General features: G+C 68.4%; 20 protein-coding genes and 1 pseudogene. 12 read left to right on the top strand and 9 right to left on the bottom strand.

Annotated elements, in window-relative coordinates:
- Positions 1–15 precede the first annotated feature (15 nt).
- Positions 16–1584, bottom strand: coding sequence for a glycine betaine ABC transporter substrate-binding protein (locus tag ACQY8B_RS05430; RefSeq protein ID WP_422085754.1), 1569 nt, complete (start codon positions 1582–1584; stop codon positions 16–18).
- 110 nt (positions 1585–1694) lie between these two features.
- On the opposite strand from ACQY8B_RS05430, the gene ACQY8B_RS05435 reads away from it, so the two are divergent.
- On the top strand, positions 1695–2777 hold the full coding sequence (locus tag ACQY8B_RS05435; protein ID WP_422085755.1) for an ROK family protein: 1083 nt from the start codon (positions 1695–1697) through the stop codon (positions 2775–2777).
- 15 nt (positions 2778–2792) lie between these two features.
- On the opposite strand, the gene ACQY8B_RS05440 is transcribed toward ACQY8B_RS05435, so the two are convergent.
- The 4 genes from ACQY8B_RS05440 to ACQY8B_RS05455 form a co-directional block, all read right to left on the bottom strand.
- Positions 2793–4439: an Ig-like domain-containing protein gene (locus tag ACQY8B_RS05440; protein ID WP_422085756.1), complete on the bottom strand. Its 1647-nt coding sequence runs from the start codon at positions 4437–4439 to the stop codon at positions 2793–2795.
- A gap of 340 nt (positions 4440–4779) precedes the next feature.
- On the bottom strand, positions 4780–6162 hold the full coding sequence (locus ACQY8B_RS05445) for a phospholipase D-like domain-containing protein (protein WP_422085757.1): 1383 nt from the start codon (positions 6160–6162) through the stop codon (positions 4780–4782).
- 25 nt (positions 6163–6187) lie between these two features.
- Positions 6188–6862 carry a glutathione S-transferase family protein gene (locus ACQY8B_RS05450; RefSeq protein WP_422085758.1) on the bottom strand — a complete coding sequence of 225 codons (675 nt, stop codon included), beginning with the start codon at positions 6860–6862 and terminating at the stop codon, positions 6188–6190.
- Positions 6863–6890: 28 nt separating this feature from the next.
- Complete coding sequence (locus ACQY8B_RS05455; protein ID WP_422085759.1) at positions 6891–8012, bottom strand: 5-methyltetrahydropteroyltriglutamate--homocysteine S-methyltransferase; 1122 nt, start codon at positions 8010–8012, stop codon at positions 6891–6893.
- Positions 8013–8159: 147 nt separating this feature from the next.
- Here ACQY8B_RS05455 and ACQY8B_RS05460 point away from each other — a divergent pair, with 147 nt between their 5' ends.
- The 8 genes from ACQY8B_RS05460 (at position 8160) to ACQY8B_RS05495 (ending at position 15891) form a co-directional block, all read left to right on the top strand.
- A complete protein-coding gene (locus tag ACQY8B_RS05460) occupies positions 8160–9278 on the top strand; it encodes a Rieske 2Fe-2S domain-containing protein (protein ID WP_422085760.1) in 1119 nt (372 codons plus the stop codon).
- Complete coding sequence (locus ACQY8B_RS05465; RefSeq protein WP_422085761.1) at positions 9275–10057, top strand: GntR family transcriptional regulator; 783 nt, start codon at positions 9275–9277, stop codon at positions 10055–10057. Before ACQY8B_RS05460 ends, ACQY8B_RS05465 begins: the two co-directional genes overlap by 4 nt.
- Before the next feature lie 41 nt (positions 10058–10098).
- A complete protein-coding gene (locus ACQY8B_RS05470; protein WP_422085762.1) occupies positions 10099–11085 on the top strand; it encodes a PDR/VanB family oxidoreductase in 987 nt (328 codons plus the stop codon).
- Positions 11086–11252: 167 nt separating this feature from the next.
- Entirely contained in the window at positions 11253–12425 is a 1173-nt protein-coding gene (locus ACQY8B_RS05475; protein ID WP_285414466.1) for an ABC transporter substrate-binding protein, read from the top strand.
- Between the two features lie 139 nt (positions 12426–12564).
- On the top strand, positions 12565–13437 hold the full coding sequence (locus tag ACQY8B_RS05480) for a branched-chain amino acid ABC transporter permease (RefSeq protein ID WP_081268628.1): 873 nt from the start codon (positions 12565–12567) through the stop codon (positions 13435–13437).
- On the top strand, positions 13438–14436 hold the full coding sequence (locus ACQY8B_RS05485; RefSeq protein WP_422085763.1) for a branched-chain amino acid ABC transporter permease: 999 nt from the start codon (positions 13438–13440) through the stop codon (positions 14434–14436).
- On the top strand, positions 14433–15194 hold the full coding sequence (locus tag ACQY8B_RS05490; protein WP_422085764.1) for an ABC transporter ATP-binding protein: 762 nt from the start codon (positions 14433–14435) through the stop codon (positions 15192–15194). Before ACQY8B_RS05485 ends, ACQY8B_RS05490 begins: the two co-directional genes overlap by 4 nt.
- Positions 15187–15891 (top strand): ABC transporter ATP-binding protein, encoded by a 705-nt coding sequence (locus tag ACQY8B_RS05495; RefSeq protein WP_422085765.1) that lies wholly within the window; start codon positions 15187–15189, stop codon positions 15889–15891. The genes ACQY8B_RS05490 and ACQY8B_RS05495 overlap by 8 nt, the downstream gene beginning before the upstream one ends.
- Before the next feature lie 4 nt (positions 15892–15895).
- Here ACQY8B_RS05495 and ACQY8B_RS05500 read toward each other — a convergent pair whose 3' ends face one another.
- From ACQY8B_RS05500 to ACQY8B_RS05510, 3 genes and pseudogenes are all read right to left on the bottom strand, one after another.
- The gene (locus ACQY8B_RS05500) at positions 15896–16636 is read right to left on the bottom strand and encodes a DsbA family protein (protein ID WP_422085766.1); all 741 of its coding nucleotides are present in this window, start codon (positions 16634–16636) and stop codon (positions 15896–15898) included.
- Positions 16630–17532 (bottom strand): annotated as a pseudogene (locus tag ACQY8B_RS05505) (MBL fold metallo-hydrolase); the annotation flags it as partial. The gene ACQY8B_RS05500 and the pseudogene ACQY8B_RS05505, both read right to left, overlap by 7 nt.
- A gap of 140 nt (positions 17533–17672) precedes the next feature.
- A complete protein-coding gene (locus tag ACQY8B_RS05510) occupies positions 17673–18575 on the bottom strand; it encodes a LysR family transcriptional regulator (protein WP_422085767.1) in 903 nt (300 codons plus the stop codon).
- A 110-nt stretch (positions 18576–18685) separates the two neighbouring features.
- On the opposite strand from ACQY8B_RS05510, the gene ACQY8B_RS05515 reads away from it, so the two are divergent.
- The 3 genes from ACQY8B_RS05515 to ACQY8B_RS05525 are packed head-to-tail and all read left to right on the top strand — an operon-like array spanning position 18686 to position 21872.
- Positions 18686–19633, top strand: a complete 948-nt coding sequence (locus ACQY8B_RS05515) for a hydroxymethylglutaryl-CoA lyase (protein ID WP_422085768.1) — start codon at positions 18686–18688, stop codon at positions 19631–19633.
- A complete protein-coding gene (locus tag ACQY8B_RS05520; RefSeq protein WP_422085769.1) occupies positions 19630–20835 on the top strand; it encodes a CaiB/BaiF CoA transferase family protein in 1206 nt (401 codons plus the stop codon). The genes ACQY8B_RS05515 and ACQY8B_RS05520 overlap by 4 nt, the downstream gene beginning before the upstream one ends.
- A 47-nt stretch (positions 20836–20882) precedes the next feature.
- Positions 20883–21872, top strand: coding sequence for a tripartite tricarboxylate transporter substrate binding protein (locus ACQY8B_RS05525; RefSeq protein WP_422085770.1), 990 nt, complete (start codon positions 20883–20885; stop codon positions 21870–21872).
- A gap of 9 nt (positions 21873–21881) precedes the next feature.
- Here ACQY8B_RS05525 and ACQY8B_RS05530 read toward each other — a convergent pair whose 3' ends face one another.
- Entirely contained in the window at positions 21882–23012 is a 1131-nt protein-coding gene (locus tag ACQY8B_RS05530; protein WP_422085771.1) for an HPP family protein, read from the bottom strand.
- Positions 23013–23029: the final 17 nt, after the last annotated feature.

Here is a 23029-nt window from a genome sequence, read left to right on the forward strand (position 1 = left end):
CACCCCGAAAAAAACTCAGACCGGCAAAGAAGACGCCGGCGCCTGCCGCCGACGCCTCATCAGGTACTCCACGAGTTCAAAGAGCCCCTCGCTCAACAGCGCCAACGCAGCCGCCGGCAAAGCGCCCGCCAACAGCAGCTCACGGTCATTGAGCGCCAACCCCGTCACGATGCGCTCGCCGAACCCGCCGGCACCAATGAAAGCCGCAATGGTGGCCGTTCCGATGGCGATCGCCGTGGCGGTGCGCACGCCCGCGAGCAGCGTGGGCAGCGCCAGCGGCAACAGCACCAGTTGAAGGCTCTGCGGCGGCGTCATGCCCAGCGCCGTGCCGGCCAGCCGCAGACCGTTGGGCACCTCGGCCAAGCCCGTCACCGTGTTGCGCATGATCGGCAGCAGCGAATAAAGCGTGAGCGCGATCAGCGCCGGAAACGCGCCGATGGCGCCGAGCATCGAAATCAGCACCGCCAGCAACGCCAGCGAAGGCACCGTCTGCAACAGGCTCGCGAAGCCCAGCACCACCGCGCGCAGCCGCACATGCGGGAACACCAGTATCGCGATCGGCACGCCGATGAGAATCGCGACGCCCACCGACAGCGCCACCAGGAACAGATGCTGCCGCGCCAGCTTCCACAGGTCGGGGCCGAACAGCTTGGCCGCGAAGCCGCGGCGCTCTTCCTTCGGCTGCTGCTGCCCCGCCTTCGCTTCCTTGCCGGCGCTCGCGAGAAAGTCGCGCGCAATCACGTCGAAAGGCACGCTCTGCAGTTCGGCGCGGGCATTCATCGCGATCATCGCGTGCTCGTCCACGCGGCCTTCGAGTGTCTTGAGCGCGGCCCATGCCTCGGGCAGCCGCGTCGGCAAATCGAGCTTGTAGAGCACCACCGCGTCGTAGCGCGGAAAGTACTTCTTGTCGTCCTCCAGCACGCGCAGGCCCAGGTGGTCGATCTTCGCGTCGGTGGTGTAGATGTCGATCGCGTCGATCTGCCTGGCGGCCACCGCGTCGTATGCCAACCCGTGGTCGAGCCCCGAGGGTGTCTGCTTGAAGCCGTAGCGCTCTGCCAGGCCCTTCCAGCCGTCGGCGCGGCCGATGAATTCGTTGGACAGGCCGAGCTTGAGTTCGGGGTGCTTCGCCAGGTCGCTCAGCGTGCGCAGGCCCAGCCGGTCGGCATCGGCCGCGCGCACCGCGAGCGCATAGCCGTCGTTGAAACCCAGCGGAATCGCAATGCCCAGGCCCATCGGCGCGAGCGCGGCGTTCATGGCCTCACGCGTGTCCGCCGGCGAGCCCTTGAGGATTTCCTGCGCGATGGTGCCGGTGTATTCGGCATACAGGTCGATCGCGCCCGAGCGCAGCGCCTCGTACACGATGGCCGTGTTGCCCAGGCCCTGCCGCACGACGGGCGGCGACGCGGTATGCGGCGCGGCGGTCTGCGCCAGCAATTCGGCGAGGATGTACGACTCGGTGAAGCGCTTGGACCCGACGCGCAGCGTGTCGTCCGCCGCATGCGCGACATTCGCGACATGCGCCAGGCCCAGCCAGGCGAGCGTCAGGAGCAGGGCAAGGCGGCGGAGGCAACGGGGCAGATGCATCGCGGCCAGTTTATAGACATCGGCCGGCTTGGCGTACCCGCCAATCTCCTACACGCCGTCGTGCGCGCAACCGATGGGCCGCAGGCTGCCGCGCGCGCACCATGCAAGCCATGAAGTCCAAACCCCCGAAGCCCGAAACTCCCAAGTCCGACCCTTTGCCCGCCGCCGATGTGCACGGCCTGCGCGAACTCCCCGGCGTGCACGTCGAAGGCTACAGCCTCCAGTTGCGCGACAAGGACGGCTTCGTCGGCGACCAGGCGAGCCAGACGGCCTTCAGGGAATTGCTCGAGCGCTGGCGCAAGCGCCGCCGCAAGAACGGCAAGGACCCGCTCGGCGAACTGCACTCGCGCGACCTGAGCAAGAAAGCGCTGGACCGCGTGCTGAGCGCAAAGAAAGCCTCGGAGGCCGGCGACGTGATGCACGGCGTGATCGAGGAGTTCACCGAGGAACTCGCCTCCGTCATCCAGCGTTTCCTGCGCCAGCCCTCATGGCAGAAGGTCGAGCGCATCGTCATCGGCGGCGGCTTTCCGGAGAGCGATGTCGGCGAGCGCGCGGTGCTGCAGACGGGCGCCATCCTGGAAGAGATGGGCCTGCACGTGCAACTGGGCCGCCTCTCGCACAACGTGGACGACGGCGGCCTGATCGGCTGGGTGCACCTGGCGCCGCCCGCGCTGCTGCGCAAGTACGAAGCCATCCTGGCGGTCGACATCGGTGGCACCAACGTGCGCTGCGGCATCGTGAAGACGCGCTACCGCAAGGCGCCCGACTTCTCCCGCGCGGAGGTGGTGCGGCGCGAGAAATGGCGCCATGCCGACGAAGGGCCCAACCGCAGCAACATGGTCGAGCACATTGCCGACATGCTGATGGACATGGTGCGCTACAGCGAGCGCAAGAAGATCCGGCTCGCGCCTTTCATCGGCATCGGCTGCCCGGGGCTGATCCGCTCCGACGGCTCCATCGCGCGCGGCGCGCAGAACCTGCCTGGCGACTGGGAAAGCCACGCCTTCCACCTGCCGACGGCCGTATGGCGCCGCATGCTGACGCTGGGCGCCGACCCGATGCTGGTGCTGATGCACAACGACGCGGTGGTGCAGGGCCTGAGTGAACTGCCCTTCATGCGCGACGTGAAGCAGTGGGGCGTGCTCACCATCGGCACGGGGCTGGGCAACGCGAGCTTCACGAACAGGCCCTGAAGCGGCGGCCCGCCGCTACAGGTCTTCGGCCCGCAGTCCTTCGACGCGCACGTTCGCGGAGGCGGAGGCAACGTTGCCCGCCGCGTCGGCCGCGCGCACCTCGACGTTCGCGGCGCCCGGCCTCTTCGGCGTCCAGGCGCATACGTAGGGCGCGGCGCGCAGCGTGCACGCGGTCCTGCCGTCGACGATGAACTTCAGCTCGGCCACGGCCACGTTGTCGGATGCGGTGGCGGCAAGCCGCGTCGCCATGCCGGCCGCGATGCCCGGCGGAACCGACAGCGAGACGGCCGGCGGCACGCTGTCCGAAGGCGGATTGACGATCACGTTGGCCGAGGCAACCGCGGAGTTGCCTGCCGCGTCGATTGCGACCACGCGGATCGTCTGCACGCCGGGCGAGGTCGGCGTCCAGCTGCAGGTGTAGGGCGGGGCGGTGAAGGTGCAGATCGGAATGCTGTCCCGGCCCAGCACCTTGACGCCCCATACGCCCGCGTTGTCCACCACTGCCGGGGCAATGACCGTGAGCTGCCCCACCGTGGCCATGGAGGGGGCGGCGAGCGACACGATGGGCGGCGTTGCGTCGGCGCTGCCGAGCGCCAGGTCGATGGTGAACATCGACTGCCCCTGCACGGCCTTCTGTTCGAAGGCGTCGAAGATGGTGAACCAGCCTGCGCCGGGCGCGCGGTTGGCGGCGCGTGCCTTGGCCAGCAGCGTCGTCTTGCCGACGGCGAAGCAGCTGAAGCCGCAGTTCCAGTCGAACGTGAAGCGGCCCGACGCATCGGCCACGCCGGTCACCAGCATGACCAGCGGCTTGCCGCCCCCGGGGTCTCGCCACACCGACACCTGCGCGCCGGGCAGCGCGGCGCCGCTGTCGCGGTCGGTCACGCGCACCTGCGTGGCGGTGGTGGCGGCCATGAACTTCGAGCTGCCGAGCTTGGGCCAGTCGCTCCAGTCGGTGTCGATGTTGGCCTTGGTGCCGGCGGTGAAGCGGATCATGTCCAGCGTCGCGACTCGGTTGGCGGCGGGGTCGCGGCGCTGCTCGAACACCGTGCCCAGCAGCGGGTCGAGCCGCCAGTTCTGGCGGGTCCACCAATAGCGGTCGTTGTCGTTCGACAGGGCGAGGTCGGTGACGGGTGCGACGCCTGTGGTGTCGGCCACGGCGATGCCGTTGTAGTACTCGCCCGCGCCGGCGCCGAACACGTGCTCCAGCTCGTGCAGCAGGGTCTTGAGCTGGCGGCCGAGGTAGTCCTTCTCGGTGGACTCTGGCGCCGCCGGCGTAATGGCGCGCGACAGGCGCAGCGGGTCATGGATGGCGATCCAGTTCAGGTTCCAGGTCACGCCCTTCTGCGGAAAGGTCCAGCTGGTCGACAGGCCGCCGTGGCTGTAGCCCCGGGTCGACTTCGACACGCAGACCACCACCTCGCCGTTCACGAGGCCGTTGTAGCTGCAGGCCGGCGCGGCGGTGGGCGCCACCAGCTGCAGGTCGGTGGCGGGATCGAAGACGAAGCTGCGCACGGTCTCGCGGGTGAAGACGGTGTTGACGTCGGCCACGTACTGGGCGAGCCGGCGGCCTGCCTCGGCGGGGCCGATGTCGGCGGCCAGCTCGGGGTCGACGAAGAACTTCAGGCGGTGAATGCTGGGGGAGGCGCGGCCGACTTCGTCCATGGCGGCGAAAGCGGGCGGCATTCCGGACAGTGCGATGAGAACTGGTAGCGCAAGAACCAGTTTCGCGAGATTCGCAAGTGCGCGCGGCGAGAAGAAGGCTCGCATCGGATTTCCCCGGATGGCCGGGGCACTGGACTCGAACGGACGGCGCTTCGGGCTGCCGTGCGGTGGCAGCCTGGGCGGACTTCCCCGCAAGGCGGAGGGTTGCGGGAATCCGTTCGAGCCCGACCGATGACTGGTAAATCAGGGGTCAGGCGCGCCTGTCAACTACCGAAACCGGTGGGAATTTTAGTGTGCATGTTCTGCTTGTTGCATTTTTGTTGCATTTATGCACCCAAGATTACAGCTGGAAGGCTACCGTGAGCAGCAGCCCCTCGGCCAGGTCGCGCATGAGTCCGGGGCGTCGCGCGCGGTAGGGCTCGCCAGCCGAGGCGGTGGTCTCGATCCATTCGGCCAGCCAATCGATTTCCTCGGCGCCGTAGAACACCACCGCCGCCTCGTGGTTCAGCAGCAGGCTTCGCAGGTCGAGGTTGATGGAGCCGCACATCGCCAGTTCTTCATCGAGCACCACAGCCTTGGCGTGCACCATGAAAGGCAGCATTCGAAAGTTCACACCCGCGCGGGCAAGGTCGCGCATGGCGCGGGCGCGCACGAAGTCGGCCAGGCGATGGTTCGACTGCGCGGGCATCGCGATGGTCACTTGCACGCCGCGCCGGGCGGCCAGCCGCAGCGCGTCGCGCAGGCCGTCGCCGGGCACGAAGTAGGGCGTGATCGCCAGCACGCGATGCTCGGCACGGAAGCAGGCGTCGATCAGCAGCGCGTGCGCGGTGTCCTCGGTCTGGTCGGGGCCGCTCGGCAGGAACTGGGCCATTGCGGTGCCGGGGCCTTCGGGCACGTCGTCGGCCGTGATCGCGCGGGCCTTGCGCGGGCGCACCGAATTCCAGTCGTGGTCGAACTGGCGCGCCGCCGCGGCAGCCACGCTGCCGCGCAGGTCGAACGACAGGTCGCGCCAGGCCTGGGGGTGCTTTTGGTTGCCGGTGAAGTACTCGCCCGCGAGGTTGCGCCCGCCCGACCAAAGCCAGCCGTCGTCGGCGATGGTGAACTTGCGGTGGTTGCGCAGGTTGCGCGGGCCGATGCGGCGCAGGCTGAAGAAGGGGCGGAACACCGCCACCTCGCCGCCTGCCGCGCGCAGCCGGTCGAAGTGATGGCGCGGCAGCGACAGCGCGCCGAAGCCGTCGAGCAGCACTCGCACCTTGATGCCTTCGCGCGCCCGCTTCGCGAGCCGGTCGATCACCGAATGGCCCAGCGCGTCGTCGCCGATGATGAAAGTGCACACGTCGATGCGCTCCTGTGCGCCGTCGATCACCTGCCACAGCGCCTCGCGCGCGGCCTCGCCGTCGGCATGCATGCGAACGGCCGAGCGGCCCGGCGGCGCGAGGCCGAAGCTCTCGATCAGGTCGGCCGCCCAGTGGCCCGGCGGCACCGAGCGCGGCGGCCGTGGCGAGCCGGCGGGGCGCAGCTTGCGCTGGCCGAACAGCAGGTACATCGGAAGGATGAAATAGGGCATCAGCACCAGCCCCATGACCCAGGCGATGGCCGTGGTGGGGGCGCGCTGCTCGCGGCGCGCGCGGGTGGTCAGCACATAGACCAGCAGCGCGAAGGTCACGACGAGAAAGTGCTGCGACGGAGAGGGCAGCCAGTCGAAACGGGTGTTGTGCGGCATGGCGCAATGATGCGTCAGCGCGGAATCAGCGTTGCAGGAAGGCCGGCACGCCGCGCCCTTGCGAGGCAAGGAACTGCATCATCGGGTCGACCACCGCGCGCACGGCCGGCCGTTCGCCCACGCGGGTGCGCCATGCCAGCAGGCGCGGCGTGGCGTCGGTCATGCCGGCGCCCTTGCGGTCGGCGAACACGCAGGCCATGTAGAAGGCGATGTCCGCGAAGCCGTAGGGGCCCGCGAGGTAGTCGCGCGCGGCGAGCAGGCCTTCCATTTCGTCGTAGTAACGCGCGCAGGCGGCGCAGGCCGCGACGGCGGGAGCGCTCTGCATCGCTTCCTGCAGGCCGAAGAGCTTGATGACGTTGGGGAAGAAGACCTCGTCGGACTTCTGCTCGAGCTGCCGCGCGCGGGCGCGGTCTGCAATGCCGCTCGGCCACAGCGCGGGGGCCGGGTAGCGGTCTTCGAGGTACTCGAAGATCTGGGTCGAGTCGAACAGCGAGACCCCGCCGTCGATCTCGTCGACCAGCACCGGCACCTGCTGCTTGACCGGGTTCACGTGCAGCACTTCAGGGTGCTTGGGCTCGTAGGCGTCGCCTTCGATGAACGGCACCATGACCAGTTCGAAGGCAACGCCTTTTTCGCGCGCCGCTATCTCGACCTTGGCGCCGAACATGCTGAGGGGGCCGGAGTAGATGTGAGTCGTCATGGCCCCCGACTTCAACAGAATCTGCGGGTCAGGTCGAGCCCCAGACCTCCTGCGCGGTCTCGACCACCAGGCGCAGCTTGTTGCGCTGCGCTTCCACCGCGATGTTGTTGCCGTGCACGGTGCTGGAGAAGCCGCACTGCGGCGAAAGCGCGAGCTGGTCGAGCGAGGCGTACTTGGCGGCCTCGTCGATGCGGCGCTTGAGCTCGTCCTTGTCTTCCATCTGGCCGAACTTGGTGGTCACCAGGCCGAGCACCACGGTCTTGCCCTTGGGCAGGTAGCGCAGCGGCTTGAAGTCGCCCGAGCGCGCGTCGTCGTACTCCATGAAGTAGGCGTCGAGGTCCATCTCCTTGAGCAGTGCCTCGGCCACGGGCTCGTAGTTGCCGGCGGCGGCGTGCGTGCTCTTGAAGTTGCCGCGGCACAGGTGCATGGCCAGCAGCATGCCCGGCGGCTTCTGCGCGACCACCTTGTTGATGAAGGCGGCGTAGCGGTGCGGCAGTTCGTTCGGGTCGTCGCCGCGCTTGCGGGCGGCTTCGCGCATGTGCTCGTCGCACAGGTAGGCGAGGTTGGTGTCGTCCATCTGCACGTAGTTGCAGCCGGCGGCGGCCAGCGAGCGAAGCTCGTCGCCATAGGCCTTGGCCACGTCGTCGTAGAACGCCGGGTCGAGCTCGGGGTAGGCGTCCTTGCTGATGCCGGCGCGGCCGCCGCGGAAGTGCAGCATGGTGGGCGAGGGGATCGTCACCTTGGGCGTGTTGCCCGCGGCCACCTGGCTCTTGAGGTACTGGAAGTCGGCGAGCTGGATGTCCTTCACGTGGCGGACCTTGTCGATCACGCGCATCGCGGGCGGTGCGAGTTCTTCGGTGCCGTCGGGCTTGCGGATGGTGACCGGAATGTCGGTCTTCACGCCGCCGAGCTGGTCGAGGAAGTCGATGTGGAAATAGGTGCGGCGGAATTCGCCGTCGGTGATGCTCTTCAGGCCGATGTCTTCCTGGAACTTGACGATCTCGGTGATCGCCTTGTCTTCGACCAGGCGAAGCTGTTCGGGCGTGATCTCGCCCTTGGCCTTTTGCTCGCGCGCTTCGAGCAGGTATTTGGGGCGCAGGAAACTGCCCACGTGGTCGTAGCGGGCGGGCAGGGCGGCGTGCTGTGACATGGATGACTCCGTCTTGATGAGGGGGAACTGGCCGGACATCGTATCGCCATCGAAATGGGGATGGCTGTATACAGAAATCTCAGTGTTTTCCCTATAAATGCCCGAAATGGCTGGAAATTTTCGTGTTTCTGTATACATTGGGTATTCATGAAAACGCCCACGACCGCCTTTCCGCTGAACGCCTGGTATGCCGCCGCCTATGACGTCGAAGTGCGCCATGCGCTGCTGCCACGCACCATCTGCAACCAGAAAGTGGTGCTGTTCCGACGCACCGACGGCGAAGTCGCCGTGCTCGAAGATGCCTGCTGGCACCGGCTGATGCCGCTGTCGCTGGGCCGCCTCGAAGGCGACGAGCTGGTGTGCGGCTACCACGGCCTCGTCTACAACAGCCAGGGCCGCTGCACCCACATGCCGAGCCAGGAAACCCTCAACCCGTCGGCCTGCGTGCGCAGCTTTCCGGTGGTCGAGAAGCACCGCTTCGTGTGGATCTGGCCCGGCGACCCGGCCAAGGCCGACCCGGCGCTGGTGCCCGACATGCACTGGAACGACGACCCCGCCTGGGCCGGCGACGGCAAGATGATCCGCGTCAACTGCGACTACCGCCTGGTGGTCGACAACCTCATGGACCTGACGCACGAGACCTTCGTGCACGGCTCGTCCATCGGCAACCGCGAAGTGGCCGAGGCGCCCTTCGTCGCCACGCACGGCGACCGCTCTGCCACCGTCACGCGCTGGATGGAGAACATCGATCCGCCGCCGTTCTGGGGCGGCCAGATCCGCCATGCGCGCGGCTACACCGGCAAGGTCGACCGCTGGCAGATCATCCGTTTCGAAGGCCCGTGCACGGTGAACATCGACGTCGGCGTGGCCGAGGCCGGCAGCGGCGCGGTGCCGAAGAACGGCGATGCGGGCGACCGCAGCAAGGGCGTCAACGGCTACGTGCTCAACACCATCACGCCCGAGACCGACAAGACCTGCCTGTACTTCTGGGCCTTCTCGCGCAACTACTGCCTGGGCGAGCAGCGCCTCACGCACGAGCTGCGCGAGGGCGTTGCCGGCATCTTCCGCGAAGACGAGCTGGTGCTCGAGGCGCAGCAGAAGGCCATGGACGAGCACCCCGACCACAAGTTCTACAACCTCAACATCGACGCCGGTTCGATGTGGGCGCGCAAGCTCATCGACCGCATGATCGAGAAGGAAAAGCCCGCACGCACCGCCATTCCGATCCGTCCCGCCGAGCAGCCGGGCCAGAAGCAGGCCGCATGAGGGCCGCCGTGGTTTCCTCCGCCGCGGAACAGCAGCCCGGCGACAGCGGCAGCTCGCAGGCCGTGAAGGCACAGCTGCGGCTGCGCGAAATGATCCTCGCGGGCGAGCTGCCCGGCGGCGCGCGCATTGCCGAAGTGGCCATCTCCGAGCAGCTCGGCGTGTCGCGCACCCCGGTGCGCACCGCGCTGATGCGGCTCGAGCAGGAAGGCCTGCTCGAAGCGCTGCCCAACGGCGGCTACGCGGTGCGTACCTTTTCCGAGCGCGACGTGGCCGATGCCATCGAACTGCGCGGCACGCTCGAAGGCCTGGTGGCCCGCCTCGCGGCCGAGCGCGGCGCCGCGCCGGTGGTGCTGCGCGAGGCACGCGCCTGCCTCACGCGCATCGACGAACTGCTGCGCGAGCCCGCGCTCGACGACGCGGCTTTCTCGCGCTACGTGACGCACAACGAACGCTTCCATGCGCTGCTGTGCGAAATGGCGGGCAGCCCGGTCATCGCGCAGCAACTGGAGCGGGTGGTCAACCTGCCTTTTGCGTCGCCCTCGGGCTTCGTCATCGTGCAGGCCAATTCGCCCGCCGCGCGCGACATGCTCGTGATCGCGCAGGACCAGCACATCCAGGTGCTCGACGCCATCGAGTCCGGCGAAGGCTCGCGCGCCGAGTCGCTGATGCGCGAACACAGCCGCATCGCGCGGCGCAACCTGCGCGAGGCGCTGCACGGCACGCCGACGGCCGAACAGCGCCCGCTTCCGGGCGTGCAGCTGATCCGCCGCCGCGGCTGATTCCCTTCCTTTCCCTCCCTTCCTGTTGGTGTTGTTCCCCGATGAAAAGCGATCTTCAATGGATGCAGGCGCAGGTGGTTGCGCTGCGCGACGTGACGCCCACCGTGCGCGAGTTCGAACTGCGCCCCGACGACGGTTTTGCCGGCGCCTATGAACCCGGCGCCCACCTGCAGGTGCAGGTGATGGCGGCGCAGGGCAAGCTGCAGACCCGCTCCTACTCGCTGGTCGGCGAGGGCGACGGCCGCTGCTGGCGCATCGCCGTCAAGCGGCTCGACGACGGCCGTGGCGGATCGCTCGCGATGTGGCGGCTGGCCGTGGGCGACCGGCTGCAGGTCAGCGCGCCGCAGAACCATTTCGCGCTCGACATGTCCGCACCCGGCTACCTGCTGGTGGCGGGCGGCATCGGCATCACGCCGCTGGTGCTGATGGCGCAGCGGCTGGGCGAGCACGCCAGGCGCGGCGGCGTGCCGGTGAAGATGCTCTACGGCGCGCGCAATGCCGACGAGTTCGGCTACCTCGCGCATCTGCGCGAAGCGCTGGGCGAGGGCGTCGAGGCGCACGAAGGCTCGGCGCCCATCGACTTCGCCGCCGCCATCGCCGCGCTGCCGCCCGGCGGCCAGCTCTACACCTGCGGCCCGGTGCCGATGCTCGAGGCGCTCAAGCGCGCCTGGCATGCGGCCGGCCGGCCCATCGAGGACCTGCGCTTCGAGACCTTCGGCAGCAGCGGCCGGCTCGCCACGCAGGCCTTCCAGGTGCGCATTCCGCGCCATGACCTCGCCATCACGGTGCCGGCCGACTGCACGCTGCTCGAGGCACTGGACGCCGCCGGCGTGCAGACGCTCTCGGACTGCAAGCGCGGCGAGTGCGGCCTGTGCGCCATGGACGTGATCGCCGTCGACGGCGAGATCGACCACCGCGACGTGTTCCTCAGCGAGCACGAAAAACAGGCGACCACGCGCATCTGCGCCTGCGTGTCACGCGCGGTGGGTACGCTCACGCTCGACTCCGCCTATCGCGCCGACAGCTGACCCCACCCCGGGCGCAAGCCGTCTTGCGCGATGATCGCGCAGTTCATTTATTGATCGCGCAACAATGCCAAGCGAAAGAGGCGGGGTAGGTGAATGCCTGCTGCGCCGTCTGTTGCAAAGTGTTGAAAATAGCCCCGGTTTCGAGTTCCGTCCCTGAAGGAAAAAACATGCAAAGACGCCATCTCATCCAGACCGCAGCCCTGTCGGCGCTCGCGCTTTCAATGTCGCTGGCCAGTGCCCAGGACAACAAGTTCAAGATCGGCCTGATCCTGCCGATGACGGGCCAGTCGGCATCCACCGGCCGCCAGATCGAAGCCGCTGCGCGCCTCTACATGGCCCAGAACGGCGACACCGTGGCCGGCAAGAAGGTCGAGCTGATCGTCAAGGACGACACCGGCCTGCCCGACGTCACCAAGCGCCTGGCACAGGAACTGGTGGTGAACGACAAGGTCAACGTGCTGGCCGGCTTCGGCCTGACGCCCCTGGCCCTGGCCGTGGCGCCCATCGCCACCCAGTCGAAGACGCCCGAAGTCGTGATGGCCGCCGCCACGTCGAGCATCACCGAGGCATCGCCCTACATCATCCGTTCGAGCTTCACGCTGCCGCAGGTGTCGGTGGCCATGGGCGACTGGGCGCCGAAGAACGGCGTGAAGACGGTCGTCACGCTGGTGGCCGACTACGGCCCGGGCAACGACGCCGAGAAGTTCTTCAGCGAGCGCTTCCAGCTCAACGGCGGCAAGGTGATCGAGAAGCTGCGCGTGCCGCTGCGCAACCCCGACTTCGCGCCGTTCCTGCAGAAGGTGCGCGACGCCAAGCCCGACGCGCTGTTCGTCTTCGTGCCTTCGGGCGCGGGCGCGGCCGTCATGAAGCAGTTCCTGGAGCGCGGCATGGACAAGGCCGGCATCAAGATGATCGCCACCGGCGACGTGACGGATGACGATCAACTCAACGACATGGGCGACGGCGCGCTGGGCGTGGTCACCTCGCACCACTACTCGGCCGCGCACCCGTCGGCAATGAACAAGAAGTTCGTCGAAGCCTTCGAGAAGGCCAACCCGAAGATGCGCCCCAACTTCATGGCCGTGGGCGGCTATGACGGCATGCGCGTGATCTACGAGGCGCTCAAGGCCACCAAGGGCCAGGGCGGCGGCGAAGCGCTGCTGGCGGCCATGAAGGGCCAGGTCTTCGAGAGCCCGCGCGGCCAGGTGCTGATCGATGCGCAGACGCGCGACATCGTGCAGGACGTGTACCTGCGCAAGGTCGAGAAGAAGGACGGCCAGCTCTACAACGTCGAGTTCGACGTGATCAAGAGCGTGAAGGACCCCGGCAAAGCAAAATAAAGGCTCGCCCCCAGGCTGCGCGCACTTCGTGTCGCTTCGCCAACCCCCTGCCGGGGGCAACACCGCAGGCCCGGCAAAGCCGGTTCCTGGGTGTTTCCCGAAGGCGTCGCGCCGTGCGGCAAGCTGCTGAGTCGCTCATATGTTGACCATTCTTTTCGACGGCATCGCCTACGGCATGCTGCTCTTCGTGCTTGCCGTGGGGCTTGCCGTGACGCTCGGGCTGATGAACTTCATCAACCTCGCGCACGGCGCCTTTGCCATGGCCGGCGGGTATCTCACGGTGTTTGCCATGCAGAAGCTGGGCGTGCCGTTCCTGGCCTGCCTGCCGCTGGCGTTCATCGTCGTCGCTCTGGCCGGGGCCTTGCTGGAACGCACGCTCTACCGGCCGATGTACGGCAAGCCGCACCTGGACCAGGTGCTCTTTTCCATCGGCCTGGCCTTCATGGCGGTGGCCGCGGTCGACTACTTCGTCGGCTCTTCTCAACAGAACGTGCAACTGCCCGAATGGCTGCGCGGGCGCACCGAGATCGGCGACGGCGCGCTGCTGCTGGGCATGGGGCACTACCGGCTTTTCATCATCGCGGTCTGCGCGGTGCTGACGGTGGTGCTGCAGCTCATCCTGTCTAAGACGCGCTTCGGCAGCCGGCTGCGCGCGGCGGTCGACGACCCGCGCGTGGCGGCGGGGCTGGGCATCAACGTGAACATCGTGTTCCTGCTGACCTTTGCCGTGGGCTCGGGCCTCGCGGGGCTGGGCGGGGCGCTGGGCGCCGAGATCCTGGGGCTCGACCCGACCTTCCCGCTCAAGTACATGATCTATTTCCTGATCGTGGTTTCGGTCGGCGGCACCTCGTCGATCACCGGGCCGCTGGCGGCCGCGCTGCTGCTCGGCATTGCCGACGTGGCGGGCAAGTACTTCATTCCGAAGATGGGTGCGTTCACCGTCTACCTGCTGATGATCCTGATCCTGATGTGGCGGCCCCAGGGCCTGTTCACCCGAAAAGGAGGCCGCTGAATGAGCGCTCCTTCTTCCTCGGCCGGCTTCCAGTCGGCCCTGCTGCGCAAGGCGCGCTGGCATCCGCTCGAGTTCGTGGCCTGGGCCGTGGCCTTCGCGTTGCCGCTGGTCATGCCTTCGCATTCGCTGCTGGTCAACGAGATCGCCATCGTCGCGCTGTTCGCGATGTCGCTCGACCTGATCCTGGGCTATGCCGGCATCGTGTCGCTGGGCCACGCGGCCTTCTTCGGCTTCGGCGCGTATGCGGCGGCGCTGTTCGCCAAGCTGGTGATGCCCGACCCGACCGTGGGCCTTGTGTTTGCCATCGTGCTGTCGGCGCTGCTGGGCCTGGTGGCCAGCGTGACCATCTTGCGCGGCAGCGACCTCACGCGGCTCATGGTCACGCTGGGCACCGCGCTGCTGCTGCTCGAACTCGCCAACAAGCTCGACTGGCTGACCGGCGGCGCCGACGGCCTGCAGGGCGTGGTCATGGGCCCGGTGCTCGGCATGTTCGACTTCGACCTGTACGGCCGCACGGCCGCCTGGTATTCGCTGGCCGTGATGCTGGTGCTGTTCCTGCTGATGCGCCGGCTGGTGCATTCGCCGTTCGGCGCCACGCTGAAGGCGATCCGCGACAACCGGCTGCGCGCGATGGCCATCGGCATCCCGGTGGTGCCGCGGCTCGTCACTGTCTACACCGTGGCGGCCGGCGTTGCCGGCGCGGCGGGCGCGCTGCTGGCGCAGACCACCGGCTTCGCATCGCTCGACGTGCTGGCCTTCGACCGTTCGGCCGACGTGCTGCTGATGCTGGTCATCGGCGGCGTGGGCTGGCTCTACGGCGGCGTGGCTGGCGCCATCGTGTTCAAGCTGCTGCAGACCTGGCTGTCGGCGGTGACGCCGCAGTACTGGATGTTCTGGATCGGCCTGATCCTGGTGCTGCTGGTGCTGGTGGGCCGCGACCGTCTGCTGAAGCCGTGGACATGGTTCGGCGCCGGCAGGAAGAAGGGCGGTGCGGCATGAGCGACACCGTGCTCTCCACCCACGGCCTCGTGATGCGCTTCGGCGGCATCACGGCCACCAACAACGTGACGATGGAGCTCAAGCGCGGCGCCCGCCATGCGCTGATAGGCCCCAACGGCGCGGGCAAGACCACGCTCATCAACCAGCTGACGGGCGTGCTCACGCCGACCGAAGGCCGCATCACGCTGCTGGGCGAAGACATCACCAGGCTTGCGCCGCACAAGCGCGTGGCGCGCGGCCTGGTGCGCACCTTCCAGATCAACCAGCTGTTCGACTCTATGACGCCGCTGGAGACGCTGGCGCTGGTGGTGTCGCAGCACCAGGGCGCAGGCGCGCAGTGGTGGCGGCCGCTCGGGTCCAGCAAGGCGATCGTCGAGCGCGCTACGCAACTGCTCGAACAGTTCCATCTGAGCGACGTGGCCCGCCAGCAGGTGAAGCACCTGGCCTACGGCAAGCGCCGTCTGCTGGAAATCGCGATCGCCCTGGCCTGCGAGCCGCGCGTGCTGCTGCTCGACGAGCCGGTGGCGGGCGTGCCCGCAGGCGAGCGCGAAGAGCTGCTGCAGACCGTGGCAGCGCTGCCGGCCGACGTGTCGGTGCTGCTGATCGAACACGACATGGACCTGGTGTTCAGCTTCGCAGACCGCATGACCGTGCTGGTCAACGGCACGCTGCTGACCGAGGGCGACCCCGAAACCATCGCCAACGATCCCAAGGTGAAAGAGGTCTATCTGGGCCACGGAGAAGCCGCCCATGTCTGAGCTGCTGCGAATCGAAAACCTGAGCGCCGGCTACGGCGAGGCCGTGGTGCTGCACGACGTGGCGTTCACCCTCGGCGAAGGCCAGACGCTGGCGCTGCTGGGCCGCAACGGCACCGGCAAGACCACGCTGATCAACACGCTGGCGGGCGCGACGCGCCAGCACGGCGGCAGCATCGCGCTGGGCGGGCAGGCGCTGCACAAGCTGGCGCCGCACCAGCGCGCGGCGGCCGGCATCGGCTGGGTGCCGCAGGAGCGCAACATCTTCAAGTCGCTCACGGTGCACGAGAACCTCACCGCCGTGGAGCGGCCCGGCAAGTGGAACACCCAGCGCGTCTACGAGATGTTCCCGCGCCTGGCGGAACGCAAGACCAACCTGGGCACGCAGCTCTCGGGCGGCGAGCAGCAGATGCTGGCCGTGGGCCGCGCGCTGGTGCTCAACCCCAAGCTGCTGCTGCTCGACGAGCCGCTCGAGGGCCTCGCGCCCATCATCGTGGAAGAGCTGCTGCGCGCCATCCGCCGCATCACGCAGGACGAGGGGCTGGCCGCGATCATCGTGGAGCAGCATCCGCAGGCGATCCTTGCGATTTCCGACGAGGCGGTGGTGCTGGACCACGGCACCATCGTGCACACCGACTCTGCAGCGGCATTGCGCGCACAGCCGCAGGTTCTGGACCGGCTGCTGGGCGTCGCGCGCTGAAGCCTCAGATCGCGCAGCCGTCGGGGCCGCACACCGGCGCCGTCGCGGTTGAGTCGGTCGCGGCGGGCTGAGGCGCCGCAACCAGCGCGGCAAGCTGCGCCTTCCAGTCTTCGGCGCGGCCGAGCCAGGGGCCGATGTCGATGCGGCCCGCGCGGCCGTCGGCCTGTGTCAGCACGAAGGTCGGAAAGCCCTGGCCGCCCGCGCGCTGCAGGAATTGCCGGCTCTCGGCAATGTGCTGGGCAGTCGGCGCGCCCGACAGGCGATCGAATGCCGCGGCAAAGGCTTCTGCATCGAAACCGAGTTCGGCCGCCAGTGCCTTCAGCACTCCCACGTCGGCGATGCGCCGGCCTTCCACGTAATGCGCCTGCTGCAGGCGATGCGCCATGTCCAGCCCGCCGCCCGCGCGCAGAGCCTCGGCCGCCAGCACCGCGGTGGTCGGCGGCTCGGAGTCCATCACCGCGCCGGTGTCGCGCAGCAGTCCCTCGAAGTAGTTCTCGCCGAAGGGCTGGCCCGTCATCTCGGCGATGCGATGGTCGTGCGGCATCACGTAGTCGCGCCACTGCGGCGTGATCTGGCGGCGGTTGGCGCCGGTCATCATGCCGCCGCCGTGGAACTCGACCTTCAGTCCGGGCACGCCGCGTGCCGCGTCGACCAGCGGCGCAGCGGCGTAGCACCAGCCGCACAGCGGGTCGAAGATGTAGTGCAGGGTGGCGCCTTGGTCGGTTGCTGCGTTCATTGCGGCCATTTCATTTCTCCCTTGATGACCTTGGCGCCGAGTTCCAGCGACGAGGCGTCTTCCAGCTTCGGGTAGCGCTTCTTCATCGCGGCGATGAGTGCGGCCGAGTCCTTGGCCTTGGCAGCCTCGGTTTCGAAGGCCTTGAGGTAGCCGCGCGTGAACTTCACCGACGCAATGGTGTAAGGCGCCGAGCCGTCGGCATTCGGCAGGTAGTGGCCGGGCACCACCGTCTTCGGGTGCAGGGCCTGGATGCGGTCCAGCGTCTTGAGCCAGTCGCGGCGCGACTCGGGCGTTTGCGTGTCGGCCACCCAGACGTGGATGTTGGCCGACACGGAGATGCCGCCGACCACCGCCTTCAGCGAGGGAATCCACGCGAAGCTGCGCTCGGGCGTGGGGCCGTCGAGGCCGACGACCTGGATCTTGCGGCCTTCGAGTTCGAGGCTGTCGCCGGCCAGCGCCTCGGGCACCACCAGCGACTTGGGCGCGTTGTCCTTCAGGATCGGGCCCCAGTGCGCGAGCTTGCCGTCCTTCGAGGCCTGGATGGCGGCCACCGTCTGCGGCGTGGCGACGATCTTCGCGTCGGGGAAGGCGGCCTGGATCACGTCGAGGCCGAAGTAATAGTCGGGGTCGCTGTGGCTGATGTAAACCGTGGTGAGCTTCTTGCCCGTGGCCTTGATCTTCTGCACCAGCGCCTCGGCGTCGTTGCGCTGGAACTGCGCGTCGATAAGCACGGCGTCGGTCTGGCCGGTGACGATCTCCGACGAGACCGGGAACATCGATTTCGCGCCGGGGTTGTAGACGTCGAGCTTGAGCGGTTGCGCGGCCGTGGCGGCTTGCGCGGCCAGCGGGGCGAGGCTCAGCGTAGTGGCGAGGGCGGCGGCGGAGAGAAGGGCTCTGCGGAACATGGTGCGAACTTTCTGTGTGCGTTGAGGGGTGTGACAGCGCTGATGCCTCGAATGTTAGGTTGCGTGAACCGAAACAAAAACCCGACGAATCGCAATGAATCGTTTCCGATTCCGGGCGAATCGAAGGCCCGGCGCCTCGGTCAGTCCGTGGCGCAGCGCTGCAGATGCGCCACCAGCAACTGCGCCGAGGGCGACAGCGTGGCCTCGTCCCTGAAGCAGATCGCAAACCGCCGCCGCGCCCAGGCGTCGGTCAGCGGCATCAGCCGCAGGCCGTAGGCGTCGGTGAAGGGCCGCGCCACTTCCGCCGGCACCACGCTGATCGCCAGCCGGGCCCGCACCACGCGCAGCGCCGCATCGAAGTTCGACACCAGCACCCGGTGCACCAGCGGCTTGCCCGCCACCGCCGCCTCGCGCGCCAGCATCAGCTGCACCGCGCTGAGCGCGGGCATGCCGACGAACTCATGGTCGAGCACGTCCTCGAAGCGCACTTGCGCGTGTTGCGCCACCGGGTGCGACGGATGCGCGACGATGGCCAGGTGGTCGGTGCGGTAGCTGCGCCTCTGCAGGCCTTCGAGGTCGGCTGCGTCCCAGCACAGGCCGATGGAGGCGCTGCCTTCGCGGATGCCGCGCACGATCTCAGGGCTCACGCGCTCCTCCATGTCGACGCGGATGTTGCGGTGCGCCGGGTTCTGCAGGAAGCCGGCCACATCCTCCGCCAGCGACTCGGCCATGACCGAAGCCGAAGCCAGGATGCGCACGTGCCCGCGCGCGCCGCCGGCATAGGCGGCCATGTCGCGCTCGATGCGGTTCACGCTGCCGAGCATTGCGCGGGCGTGTTCCAGCAGGGTCTCGCCTGCCGGCGTCGGCACCACGCCGCGCCGCTTGCGCAGCAGCAGCGGCGTGCCCACCGCCTCTTCAAGCTGGGCCAGCCGCTTGCTGATGGCCGAGCCGACGATGCTGGCCTGCTCGCCGGCGCGCGCAATGCTGTGCGTTTCGCAGACGGAGACGAATAGGCGGAGGGTGGTCAGGTCGAGGTCGCGCATGGTGTCTCCAGATATTCCGGTTTGGAATCAGGTGGCTTCCAAAATATACCTTCTGAATCGAATCGGAACTTCTAACATGTGTGCCGTACCCTCACGACGGAGACAAAGTCTTGATTCACGCCTTCCTGCCGCGCCGCGCGGTCGTCCGCGAAGTGGGCCTGCGCGACGGCCTCCAGAGCATCGCCCGCGTGCTGCCCACCGAACGCAAGCTCGAATGGATCCGCGACGCCCACGCGGCCGGCCAGCGCGAGATCGAGGTCGGCTCGTTCGTGCCGGCGCACCTGTTGCCGCAACTGGCCGACACCGCCGAGCTGCTGACGTATGCGAAGACGCTGCCGGGGCTGTTCGCCTCGGTGCTGGTGCCCAACCTCAAGGGCGCCGAGCGTGCCATCGCGGGAGAGGCCGACCTGATGATCGTGCCGCTGTCGGCCAGCCATGCGCACAGCCTTGCCAACCTGCGCAAGACGCCTGACGAAGTGGTGGCCGAGGTCGGCCGCATCCGCGCGGCGCGCGACGCGGCGGGCTCGAAGACGCTGATCGACGGCGGCGTGGGCACGGCCTTCGGCTGCACGCTGCAGGGCCATGTCGATCCCGACGAAGTGCTGCGGCTGATGCAGGCGCTGCTCGACGCCGGCGCCGACCGCGTGAGCCTGGCCGACACCGTCGGCTATGCCGATCCGGCGATGGTGCGCAGCCTGTTCGAGCGTGCGCTGCGCATCGCGGGCGACCGGCTGTGGTGCGGCCATTTCCACGACACGCGCGGCATGGGGCTCGCGAATGTGTATGCCGCGCTGGAAGTCGGCATCACGCGTTTCGACGCCTGCCTGGCCGGCATCGGCGGCTGTCCGCATGCACCCGGCGCCAGCGGCAATGTCGACACGGAGGACCTGGTGTTCATGCTCGAGAGCATGGGCGTCGAGACCGGCGTCGATTTGCCGAAGCTGCTCGACCTGCGCCGCCGGGTGGCGGGCTGGCTCGAGGGAGAAACGCTGCAGGGCACGGTATGGCGCGCTGGCTTTCCCAAGACCTTCGCTGTTGCCGAGGGAGTCGCGGCATGAGCGCCACCGAAGAAAAGAAGCGCCTGCCGCTCGCCGGCATCCGCGTGGTCGAGTTCACCCACATGGTCATGGGCCCGACCTGCGGCATGGTGCTCGCGGACCTGGGGGCGGAAGTCATCAAGGTCGAACCCATCGACGGCGACCGTACCCGGCACCTGCTGGGCGCCGGCGCGGGCTTCTTTCCCATGTTCAACCGCAACAAGAAGAGCATCGCGCTCGACCTGCGGAACCCCCAGGGGCTGGAAGCCGCGCTGCGCCTGTGCGCCACGGCCGACGTGGTGGCGCAGAACTTCAAGCCCGGCGCCATGGACAAGTACGGCCTGGGCTACGCCGCGCTCGGCAAGCTCAACCCGCGCCTCGTGTACGTGAACCACACCGGCTTCCTGCCCGGCCCCTACGAGCACAGAACCGCGCTCGACGAGGTGGTGCAGATGATGGGCGGCCTGGCCTACATGACCGGGCGCCCCGGCGATCCGCTGCGCGCGGGCACCAGCGTGAACGACATCATGGGCGGCATGTTCGGTGCCATCGGCGCCATTGCCGCGCTGATGCAGCGCGCCGAGACCGGCAAGGGGCAGGAGGTGCAGTCCGCGCTGTTCGAGAACAACGTGTTCCTGGTCGGCCAGCACATGATGCAGTACGCCATCACCGGCCAGGCTGCCGCGCCGATGCCTGAGCGCATCTCGGCCTGGGCGCTGTACGACGTGTTCACGGTGAAAGACGGCGAGCAGATCTTCCTGGCCGCGGTGAGCGACGCGCAATGGAAGACTTTCTGCGACGCGCTGGGCTTCGACGACCTGAAGGCCGACGCCGCCTTGCAGACGAACAACGCGCGCGTGCGTGCGCGGCCCACCTTGCTGGCCGACTTGCGCGAGCGGCTGGCCGGGCGTTCGGCGGCGGAGCTGTCGGCCATCTTCGAAGCCAACGGCCTGCCTTTCGCGCCGATCACCCGGCCCGAAGACCTTTACGCCGATCCGCACCTCAAGGCCACCGGCGGCCTCGTGGACATCCGCCTGCCCGACGGCGAGCGCGCCGGCGAAATGGCGCAGACCACGCTGTTCCCGATCACGCTCGGCGGCGAGCGCCTGGGCGTGCGCATGCACCCGCCGACGCTGGGCGAGCACACCCGCGAACTGCTGGCCGAACTGGGCTATGCGCGCGAGCAGGTCGATGAACTGCTTGCGGGCTCGGCGGTGGCCTGATCCACGCGCCGGCGCGAATTTTCAAAACCATAAAGAGAGACAAAGCCATGACCGACAAGACATTTCCCCCGATGAACCGCCGCGCGGTGCTGGGCCTCGGCGCCTGCGCCGCCGCGGTGGCCGCATGCCCGGCGTTCGCACAGGGCTCGGACAAGCCCATCCGCTTCATCCTGCCGATCAGCGCCGGCTCCGGCGTCGACACCATCGTGCGTGCGGCGGCACCCGCGCTCGGCAAGGCCTTCGGCCAGCCGGTGGTGATCGAGAACCTGCCGGGTGCCGGCGGCATCACTGGAGCGGGGGCCATCGTCAAGGCCGCGCCCGACGGGCTCACGCTGGGCATGGTGTCGAACAACCACGTCATCAACCCGGCGGTGTTCAAGAAGATGCCGTTCGACGCGATCAACGACATCACGCCGATCAGCGTGGTGGGTGCCACGCCGCTGGTGCTGGTGGCCAACCCGAAGCTGCCCGCAAAGAACGTGCAGGAGCTGATCGCGCTGCTGCGCGCCAAGCCCGGCGGCTACAACTACGCGTCGTCGGGCAACGGCACCATCATTCACCTGGCCGGCGAGATGTTCATGGACGAGGCCGGCGTGAAGGCGCGGCACATCCCGTACAAGGGCACGGGCCCGATGGTGACCGACATGATCGGCGGGCAGGTCGAGATGGGCGTGGTGTCGTTGCCGGCGGTGCAGCCGCACATCAGGAGCGGCGCGCTGCGCGCCATCGGCCTGTGCGGCGCCACGCGCTCGCCGGCCGCCCCGGACATCGCGACCATCGCGGAGCAGGGGCTGCCCAACTACGCGGTCGAAGGCTGGTTCGCGGTGATCGGGCCGGCGAAGATGCAGGCCGCCGATGTGCAGCGCGTGCACGACGCGGTGGCCGCAGCCTTCACCAGCGCCGAGGTGAAAGAGGCGATGGACAAGCAGGGCAACGTCATCAAGCCCACCACGCCCGAGCAGGCCGCGGCGTACTTCCGCAGCGAGGCGGCGCGCTATGCGGCGCTGGTGAAGAAAGCGAACGTCGTACTGGAATGACGGCCGGGCCTACGCCGGCCCGACGGCGCGGTAGAGCGCCCGCACGAAATCCGACTGCGTGATCATCCCCGTCAGGCGCTTCTCGCCGTCGATGATCGGGATGTGGTGGTGCCCGCCTTCGGAGAACAGCGGCACCAGGTCGACCACCGGCCGGTCGGCGCTGGCCACGCGCACCTGGCGCGTCATGATCTGGCCGACCACCTCGGGCTTGTTCGACATCACGGTGCGCGTGGCGCGAATCAGCTCGCGCAGCCTGCCCGCGATGCCGTCGTGGTGCTGCAGGTCGATCTGGCGGAAGAAATCGGCCTGCGTGACGATGCCGACCACGCGGCGCGTGCGGTCCGTTACCGGCAGGGCCTTGATGCGGCGTTCGTGCATCAGCGCCCAGGCTTCCTGCAGCGGCGTGCCGAACTCCACCGAGATGGGCTCGCTCGACATGATGTCGGCGCAATGCAGCGTGCCGAGGCGGCGCTTGTACGACTCCAGCTCGGTCTGCTGGATCAGCGATTCGAGGTCGTCGCGGCTGATGTCCAGCACCTGGTTGTAGCGGGCCAGCACGGCGTCGATGTCGGCCTGGCTGAAGCGCGCATCGGCCGCCGGCGGGCGCGCGACCTGCACATGCGGATAGCGCCGGCCGGTGAGCGTGTTGTAGAGCACGCCCGCCAGCACCAGCAGCAGCGAGTTGGTGAAGAAGGGGAACAGCGCCGACGAGAAATGCGTGGTGTGCGTGAGCACCGCAAGCAGCGCCGCGGCGCCGCCGGGCGGATGCAGGCAGCGTGCGCTGAACATGAGCGCAACGGCCATTGCCACGGCCACGGCGGCAGCGATGGTCGGCTCGGGAATCCAGCTGGCGCAGGCGATGCCCACCGCCGCCGACAGCGTGTTGCCGCCGATCACCGGCCAGGGCTGCGCCAGCGGGCTCGCCGGCACCGCGAACACCAGCACCGCGCTGGCGCCCAGCGGCGCGATCAGCCAGACGCTTGCATGCAGCGGGCCTGCCAGCCAGTGCGACAGCAGCGCCGCCGCCAGCAGGCCGAGGCCGGCACCGGCCACTGCGCGCAGACGTTCGCGCGCATCGACGGTGGTGCGTGCCGGCAGCCAGGCGCGCGCATGAGCCAGGAGGGCGTCGAACCTCGGCATCGGAACGCGTCTCCCGT

Origin of the sequence: Variovorax sp., from assembly GCF_965279555.1 — a bacterium.
Taxonomy (GTDB): domain Bacteria; phylum Pseudomonadota; class Gammaproteobacteria; order Burkholderiales; family Burkholderiaceae_C; genus Variovorax.